The sequence below is a fragment of the Aquimarina penaris genome (genome assembly GCF_040786285.1).
Lineage (GTDB): Bacteria > Bacteroidota > Bacteroidia > Flavobacteriales > Flavobacteriaceae > Aquimarina.
This window is the reverse complement of record NZ_JBFMKQ010000001.1, coordinates 2245458-2253694: the sequence shown is the minus strand read 5'-3', so window position 1 is coordinate 2253694 and position 8237 is coordinate 2245458. Positions and strand designations below refer to the sequence as shown.

The following is an 8237-nucleotide window of genomic DNA, read 5'->3' as shown; positions in this document are numbered from 1 at the left end:
TTTATGATAAAATTGTTTTGTAATTCGTTTGTAGGTGATTCGAAGGAATCGTATGCCGTGGTCTAAAAAAAGTAACCTGAATTCGATGTATCCAAACTGCACCGGTTTGTTGGTTTATAGGCACTTGGGAGTGTACCCAAAACGCACCCCACCAGTGATTGGGCATAAAATTTGGATGTAAAAGGCCATTTTCCGAGTACAGGACATGCACGCCCATACCAGGATTAACGTCTTTTTCATAGTCAATTGAATTCAGGTTACGAATAGGGTTTAAAATAGGGATAAGACATACTCTACTGCCATTGTCTATGGCAATAGTGTGTATGCTTTTTTCGTTATTATATATCGTTGTTGAAACCTCTGAAGAAACATGTAAGAATAAACACGCGATCAGGAAATAACACCCTACCAAAAAAAGGGTTATTCCCCCTAATAGAAGTAGTCTATTATACTTAAATTTGTCCTCGGTGTTTTTGTATATATATTTGATACCACCATATCGAACGATATGCTTTGAAGAATTAGATTTTGGTATATCTTTTGTATTAAAAGAATATAACTTCATAATGGTTGATTTACTATTAAATTGATCGTTATTCAGATCCTCGCTCTTGCTGGCTCGCCAAAGTTTTGCAATTGCGGGGTTGTTATTTTTTATCCCTAGTATACCATTACCATTGAATGTGTTATACGCATACTAAGGTTTATATTTTTTTAAGTCATTTGTTTTATTTTAATCCAACAATTCTACTTATCGTATAGTAATATCATTAAAATATCCAGCATTCAAGATTTACCATACACTATATAGGTACGAAACACCTTGTATAGCTATACTATTAGGTTTACTAAGAGTACCGTATATTTTGGTTTTAAGAAAGATAAAAAGGTAGTCCCGTTCATAAGCGTAATTATTAATTAAGTTCAATCGAACAGTCATAATAGTATATGGAGCACATATATATTATAACACGCATTATGACGAATAATAAAGAAGAAAACACCTATGTTTAAACAAATAGGGGTAAGAAAATAAAATATTAGGTGTAATTTTTCTTATAAGCAATACTTTTTAAAACTGAATTTTACGTTTAGTTTTTTTTAACATTATAAATTTATAGATAAAACTTTGATAATCAATATTGTAAAACATCAAAATAATTATGGTTTTACCATAAAAATGTAATTAAGCAACTGATTTACAGCTAAAAAAGAGATAAAAAAAGCCTTTAAATGACTTCAAAACTCTGATGTAGATTTTTATAATGAATTTAAAGTCGTTAAAAGTATTTACAATTAACATCAAAATTATTTGATTATATTTAACCACCCCTGTAAAAAGAATACTTCGTCAATATACACTACTGCTTTAAATTTTTTTTTGATGTTGTATGAAAAGTATACTTAGCCTTCTCTTATTTTTTTGTTGCCATAATGCCCTATCACAGATTGATGCCCTTTCTTTAATGGGTCTTCCTAGTGCTCCTACGACAGATATTAATGCTATACCCATTGCTACGATACAAGAAGGTGCTTTGGTTTTTGATAGTGATGCTAAAAAGATATATCAATTTAATGGCACCGAATGGAAAGAGTTTTTACAATCTCCTTCAGTTTTTAACAAAACGGGTAATTATACTCTGGTGGCTGGTGACAATCAAAATATCCTCACCTTTAACAGTGCCACTGATGTAACCCTAACCGTACCGGCTGGTCTTACTATTGGCTTTAATGTAAGTGTGTATCAAATTGGTAATGGAAAAGTTACTATTACCGGAGCGGGTGGTGTAATGATAAAAAACAGGCTATCTCGTTTTAAAACTGCCGGGCTTGATGCTGGTGTAGGTATCGTATGTACTGCGACGAATGCGTTTCATGTTACCGGAGATCTTAAAAGAGACTAAACTCATGCAAAAAGCACTTCTCTATATATCCTTACTTCTTTCCTGTTATGGTTTCGGACAAATATCGGCTTACAACCAATTTCCGACCATGCGACCTAATCATATTCTTGACGAGAAATTAGCTAACATTAGTTTTTCGCTTTCTATGCGGGTATTAGAATCAGATTATAATGGTCCTTTGGTACGTTTGCGTAGGGCTAGTGATAATGCAGAGCTCGATTTTGGATGGGCTGATAATGATATTGTTAATGTAGCTGCCATCGATACCTGGCGTGCAGGAGCCAATGTGTTTTTGGTTACCTGGTATGATCAAAGTGGTTTGGGTAGGGATGCTGTGCAAAATACGGCTGCTTTTCAACCCCAGTTTATTACGGATCCTGCAAGACCTTATTTTGTAGGGGATGGTGCTAATGACCGTCTGGATATTAACACTAGTATACAAACGCTTACCAATGCAGGGGTTGATGGTTCTGTTCTTACTGTAGTTTTTACCACTAGTAATGATAATTTTTCTTTTGGTACCCGACAACCGGGAGCGAGTGCAAATCGTTGGTCTACACATATTAATTGGACCAACAATCTTATGTATTTCGACTCTGGGATATGCTGTGATGCCGTGCGCTCTGCAGGAAATATAAATAACCAGTGGCAGCAATTATCTTTTATTCGAGGTCCTATAGTACAAACCATACGACGTGGTGGCACTATATTACGAACTGGTAATTATACAAACGGGCGTTGTACAGCTAACAATGGTTTTGGTATTTTATATTCTAATGGCAACGCTTCTCAATTTGCCACCAATCGCTATACCGAGTTTATCATGTATAGTATGGATATTGGTACTACTACAATTACAGAAATTGAAGAAGATCAAATTGATTTTTGGGGGTTATAGCATATGTACACTTTTTTCGGTAAAAAAGATGGCGTGATACACATCGTAAAAGGGTATCTAAACAGGTACCCATTTTACACTTCTAAGCAGAAAAGGCGATTGCCAAATTCTGGATACGATTTTTACTATTGCACGACAATAAACTCACTTCTACGATTAAGCTGGTGCTCATCGTTGCTACACTTCTTATTGTTACCGCAATCATTCACTAAGTTCGTTTCACCGTAACCTCTTCCGGTTACACGCGAAGCTTTAATTCCTCCCTTCTTAACAATATACTTTATTGTGCTTTGTGCCCTGCGCTCACTTAAATACATATTATAATCATCTCCTGCTCTACTATCGGTATGAGAACGAATATCAATCTTCAATTGTGGATATTCTTGAAGTGTAACTATTATCTTTTGTAATTCAACTTCGGCATCAGAACGGATATTGGATTTGTTAAGATCAAAATAAATGGTTTGTAATGCCAACAGTTTTGCAAGATCATCTCCTTCTTTAACCTCTTTATCATCTAGCCCACCTTTGCTTATTTGTAAAGGAAGCTTATACTCGTACTCTAACACATTGTTCGTAGGTAGTAACACTTCGGTAGGTGCATACTCTGACTTGGTGGCTCTTACGATATACTTTGTTTCACATTCTAAATCAAATTTATACGCCCCTTTATCATCTGTTTTTGCTCGTTGTAATTCGTTATTATTATCATCTAGCAAAATCACTTCGGCATCTGACACTATTTCTTTAGAATTTGAATCTGTTACTACACCAGATACATATTGATTACAACTAGTGATTAATTCTCCCGTTTGTTTAAAGCTATAGATATCATCATATCCTTTGCCTCCGGTTCGATTACTGGCAAAATAGCCAATCTTAGTGTCTTCATTTAGTACAAAGGTAAAGTCATCTGTAGATCCGTTTACAGGCTTTCCTACATTATAAGGGATTGAAAGACCATCTCCCTCTGGAACCGCTACAAATACATCGAGTCCTCCTAAACCAACATGACCATCACTAGCAAAATAGAGTCTTCCAGAATCACTACTATACGGAAAGGTTTCTCTACCTTCGGTATTAATATGATCCCCCAGGTTTTTAGGCTCTCCAAAAGTTCCATCTTCATGTACATCGATCACATACAAATCTGATAACCCTTTACTACCAGGCATATCACTTGCAAAGTATAACTTTTTACCATCTGCACTTAAAGCGGGATGTGCTACAGAGTACTCATCACTATTAAATGGTAACTCTTCGATATTTTTGTATACTCCTTCATCTAATGTAGCCCTGTACACTTTTAACAGAATATTACCTTCAGTGTTTCTACCTAGTTTTCTTTTTGTATAATTATTTCGGGTAAAATATACGGTTTGCCCGTCTTTACTAAACGATGTTGAAGACTCATGAAACTTTGAGTTTATTTTTCCTTTTACTCTTTTAGGTGTTTTTAAAATCCCATTGGCTTCTATAATATCTGAAGAAAACAAATTTAGAAACGGCATTTCATTCCATTCATGTACTGTTTTGCTCATACCAGTACCTCCTCGCGAAGAGGCAAAAACTAATTGTCCCTGGTTATTAAAACTAGGCGCATAATCAGAATATTTAGAGTTTGTGGTTAATTTGAGTAATCTAAATTTGCCCGATTGCAATTCTATAAAATTAAGATAGTCTCGTGTGCTTACGAAAAATTCTGCTCGTTGATCATTAGTAGATAGCTCATTAAACTTTTCCATCATTTTGTCTGCCTCATCATATCGCTTCACATTTTTAAGGCATTGAGAGTATCTAAATATATATTCGGGATCTACTTCATTACTATATTTGGTCATTAATTTTTCGTACCAAACCACAGCTTGATCCAATTCTGCATTAAAATAATAAGAATCACCTAGTTTTTTGAACAGGTCTACCGATTCATATCCTTTTTCTGCTACTTTAAGGTATATTTCGCGAGCGTCTACAAAAGCAAAACGATTAAAGTTTTCATCTGCTTTTTCTAATCGTTTTTCATGCTGAGAAAAAATGGTACAGGAGAATAACAGACTTAAGGACAGGGGTAGAATGTAATTTTTTAAGCTCATAATTTTTTAATCTTTGTGTTGAAGCTAAAAACTGAATTTTATTTAAATTTCGATTATTTCCGAAATAACAAATTTATTAATACCTCTGGGCTTTTAACCCAAGGTGTGATTTTTAAAAGAAACGTGGTGTTAGCATTCTGTTATACTTCTTGAAAAGCTCAAAACGTAACATTACCTCATAACTACCATCATTAAATTGTGATTGACCTAACTCGGTAGTCTCTCTATCATACGCAAAACCGATCATCATCGAATCCGATACCTGGAAACCCACCTGGCCTGTCACTGCAGCACTCCATCGGTAGGCAACGCCTAAGGTTAACCGTTCATATAACAAAAAATTGGCCGATACATCAACTTGTAAAGGAGCTCCGAATACCAATTTACTTAATACAGCAGGTTTAAACTTAAGCTCTGGACTTAAATCAAATACATGACCCGCGATCAGGTAATAATTGATTCTTTCTTCTGCTAAAAAACTAACCGCATTACTATCACCACTTGTGGTACTCTCATCAAAATGATCGGTTTCTAATAAGTTAGGAGCACTTAATCCTACATAAAACTTTTCGGTATGATAGTATGCACCTATACCAACCTGCGGACTAAATTTATTATCGATATTAGCCTCGAACAAAGCATCATTTTGATTGAATTGTGTTAATTGCTGAAAATCGATATTTAATAGATGAGCCCCTCCTTTAATCCCAAAACTTAGCCTTCCTTCATCAGAAGTTGGTATTGTATACGAAAAATCCACACCGATATAGGTTTCATCGGTAGGGCCAATTTCATCATTAACAACAGACAATCCCAAACCGACGCGTTCATTAGTGCCGATAGGTGTATTCAATGTTAATGTCTGGGTACGTGGAGCTCCGTCTAAACCAACCCATTGACTACGATGCAATCCCATGATGCTCATAACTCCACGACTACCGGCGTAGGCAGGATTAACACTAATCGTATTATACATATACTGCGTATATTGAGCATCTTGCTGTGCATAATTATAATGAAACACAAAACTCAAAAGTGCTGTAGCAATTATTTGTATTTTTTTCATCCGATCTATTTTAATATTTTCATGATTAAACCCACAGACTTAATAGCACCTGTGGGTATTTAGTTTTGGTTGATTATCTGTTAATGTATAGATAGCCTGCTCTACTCTTGCGTTCTCCTGATTCGAGAACATATTCTAAAACATAGTAATACGTACCTACTGGTAATTGATCTTGTCTTTCAACAGTACTTCCTACCGTAGAGATTCCTCTAAAGAAATTATCATCTCGTCCATAGTTTCTGGATTTGTATACTTTTCCGCCCCAGCGGTTAAAGATTTCTAATGTATTTTCAAGGTTTTGAATTCCTTGAATTACAAATACATCATTCACTCCGTCTCCATTAGGCGACATTCCTGTAAATACTGTGATTCCGTCATCCCCTTCAGGAACTGTGTTATCATTAGGCTCTAAGTAATCCGGAATTCCGTTAGCATCGGTATCTAATGCATCATCTGGGTTACCATCGCCATTTTGGTCCGGATTTTCATCTTCTGTTAAGAATCCATCACCATCATCATCGGTGTCTAAATAATCCGGGATGTTATCACAATTATTATCGAGCACACAGTCGGTATCCAAGGTATCTCCTGTATTAGGATTTCCATCACCATCGGGATCTACGCCTTCATACTGCGTGTCTACTCCATCTCCATCATCATCAATATCCAAATAATCCGGGATACCATCACCATCGGTATCTTGATTTAATGGGTCATCATCTCCATCATAATCTTCATACACTGTATCCACACCATCATTATCATCATCTATATCTAAATAATCTGGAATACCATCTAAATCGGTATCTTGTGTATCTCCGGTATCCGGATTTAGATCACCATCGGGATTAGGGTTTTCATCTGCAGTAAGCACATTATCACCATCATCATCGGTATCCTGAAAATCATCAATACCATCTCCATCGGTATCTTGTACAGCATAGTTGACTACGCCACTATCAGGATCATCTTGCACAACATCAGGAATACCATCACTACCAAATGGTCCTTCTAATCGTCCGTCTCCATCCATATCTAACTGACCATGGCCAGATTCGAACACGTCATATACTCCATCGCCATCACTATCTAAATCTAAACGATCTATCACACCATCGCCATCGGTATCAAGGGCAGCATCTCCATTTTGCTCTTCTTCATCGGTAATACCATCATTATCATCATCTAAATCTGTAGAATCTGGTATTCCATCTCCATCACTATCTAAGATGATAGATAACACATTAGTTATAGCGATACATACTTCTCCATTTAAGGTAGAGGTATCTACTCTTTGGAACCAATGATCTTCAAATAATGGAGGACTATCATAGGTTGTATTGGTTTCTCCTACTATGTCGGTAAATGGACCGGCTGCTCCCGTAGTACTACTCTGCCATTGATAGGTAACCGTACCATCGGCAATCGTTGGTGTCACTTCTGTAAAAGCTACTGGGTCTTCTGCACTCACAATGATCTGATCGGCAGCTATCACTCCAGCAGTAATGTTATTAACCGTTACCGCAATTACATTGGTGGTCGCAGTACATGCTATAGTATTCAATGTAGAGGTATCTACTCTCTGGAACCAGGTATCTTGGGTTAAGGCTGGACTATCATATGTTGAAGCAATAGCAGTAGGAATATCTGTAAACGGTCCGGCTGCTCCTGCGGTACTACTCTGCCATTGGAAGGTCACTGTACCATCGGCAACCGTAGCAGTAGTTTCGGTAAAGGCGATTGGATCACTTCCTTCGCATATCGTCTCATCCGCAGCAATTACTCCGGCGGTAATATTGTTTACTGTGACTTCAATTATATTAGTGGTTGCCGTACAAGCTATGGTATTTAAAGTAGAAGTATCTACTCGCTGGAACCAGGTGTCTTGAGTTAAAACACCGCTATCAAAAGTAGCCGTTGTAGCTCCCGCGATATTGGCAAACGGTCCGGCTGCACCAGTCGTACTACTCTGCCATTGGAAAGTAATTGTACCATCAGCTATCGTAGCGGTCGTCTCAGTAAAGGCGATCGGATCACCACCTTCACAGATCGTTTGATCAGCAGCAATCACTCCGGCCATGATATTATTAACTGTGACTTCAATTACATTGGTCTCTACACTACAACTCTGTCCATTGACAACACCGGTATCTATACGTTTGAACCAGGTATCTGCCGTAAGTACTCCCGGATCATAGGTCACTCCCGTGCCTACACCGGCTACATTAACAAAGTCGGTTGCCGTGGCACTGGTCGTACTAAACTGCCACTGGTAG

6 protein-coding genes are annotated in these 8237 nt (G+C 37.1%); 2 read left to right on the top strand and 4 right to left on the bottom strand.

All coding sequences use genetic code 11. From position 1 onward, the window contains the following. Window position 1: 1 nt before the first annotated feature. Entirely contained in the window at window positions 2–565 is a 564-nt protein-coding gene (locus tag ABW637_RS09315) for a hypothetical protein (protein ID WP_367584389.1), read from the bottom strand. An 826-nt stretch (window positions 566–1391) separates the two neighbouring features. On the opposite strand from ABW637_RS09315, the gene ABW637_RS09310 reads away from it, so the two are divergent. Continuing rightward, complete coding sequence (locus ABW637_RS09310; protein ID WP_367584388.1) at window positions 1392–1904, top strand: hypothetical protein; 513 nt, start codon at window positions 1392–1394, stop codon at window positions 1902–1904. A gap of 4 nt (window positions 1905–1908) precedes the next feature. Then, the gene (locus tag ABW637_RS09305) at window positions 1909–2802 is read left to right on the top strand and encodes an arabinofuranosidase catalytic domain-containing protein (protein WP_367584387.1); all 894 of its coding nucleotides are present in this window, start codon (window positions 1909–1911) and stop codon (window positions 2800–2802) included. A gap of 125 nt (window positions 2803–2927) precedes the next feature. On the opposite strand, the gene ABW637_RS09300 is transcribed toward ABW637_RS09305, so the two are convergent. From ABW637_RS09300 to ABW637_RS09290, 3 genes are all read right to left on the bottom strand, one after another. Continuing rightward, window positions 2928–4895, bottom strand: a complete 1968-nt coding sequence (locus tag ABW637_RS09300) for an OmpA family protein (RefSeq protein ID WP_367584386.1) — start codon at window positions 4893–4895, stop codon at window positions 2928–2930. Between the two features lie 112 nt (window positions 4896–5007). Further along, the gene (locus ABW637_RS09295) at window positions 5008–5961 is read right to left on the bottom strand and encodes a PorP/SprF family type IX secretion system membrane protein (RefSeq protein ID WP_367584385.1); all 954 of its coding nucleotides are present in this window, start codon (window positions 5959–5961) and stop codon (window positions 5008–5010) included. Between the two features lie 73 nt (window positions 5962–6034). Next, window positions 6035–8237 (bottom strand): DUF8696 domain-containing protein (locus tag ABW637_RS09290; RefSeq protein ID WP_367584384.1); only part of this gene is annotated, 2203 nt, incomplete at its 5' end.

Coding starts and splice junctions, on each gene's coding strand:
- ABW637_RS09315 (WP_367584389.1), bottom strand. CDS start 565: ATGAAGTTATATTCTTTTAATACAAAAGATATACCAAAATCTAATTCT.
- ABW637_RS09310 (WP_367584388.1), top strand. CDS start 1,392: ATGAAAAGTATACTTAGCCTTCTCTTATTTTTTTGTTGCCATAATGCC.
- ABW637_RS09305 (WP_367584387.1), top strand. CDS start 1,909: ATGCAAAAAGCACTTCTCTATATATCCTTACTTCTTTCCTGTTATGGT.
- ABW637_RS09300 (WP_367584386.1), bottom strand. CDS start 4,895: ATGAGCTTAAAAAATTACATTCTACCCCTGTCCTTAAGTCTGTTATTC.
- ABW637_RS09295 (WP_367584385.1), bottom strand. CDS start 5,961: ATGAAAAAAATACAAATAATTGCTACAGCACTTTTGAGTTTTGTGTTT.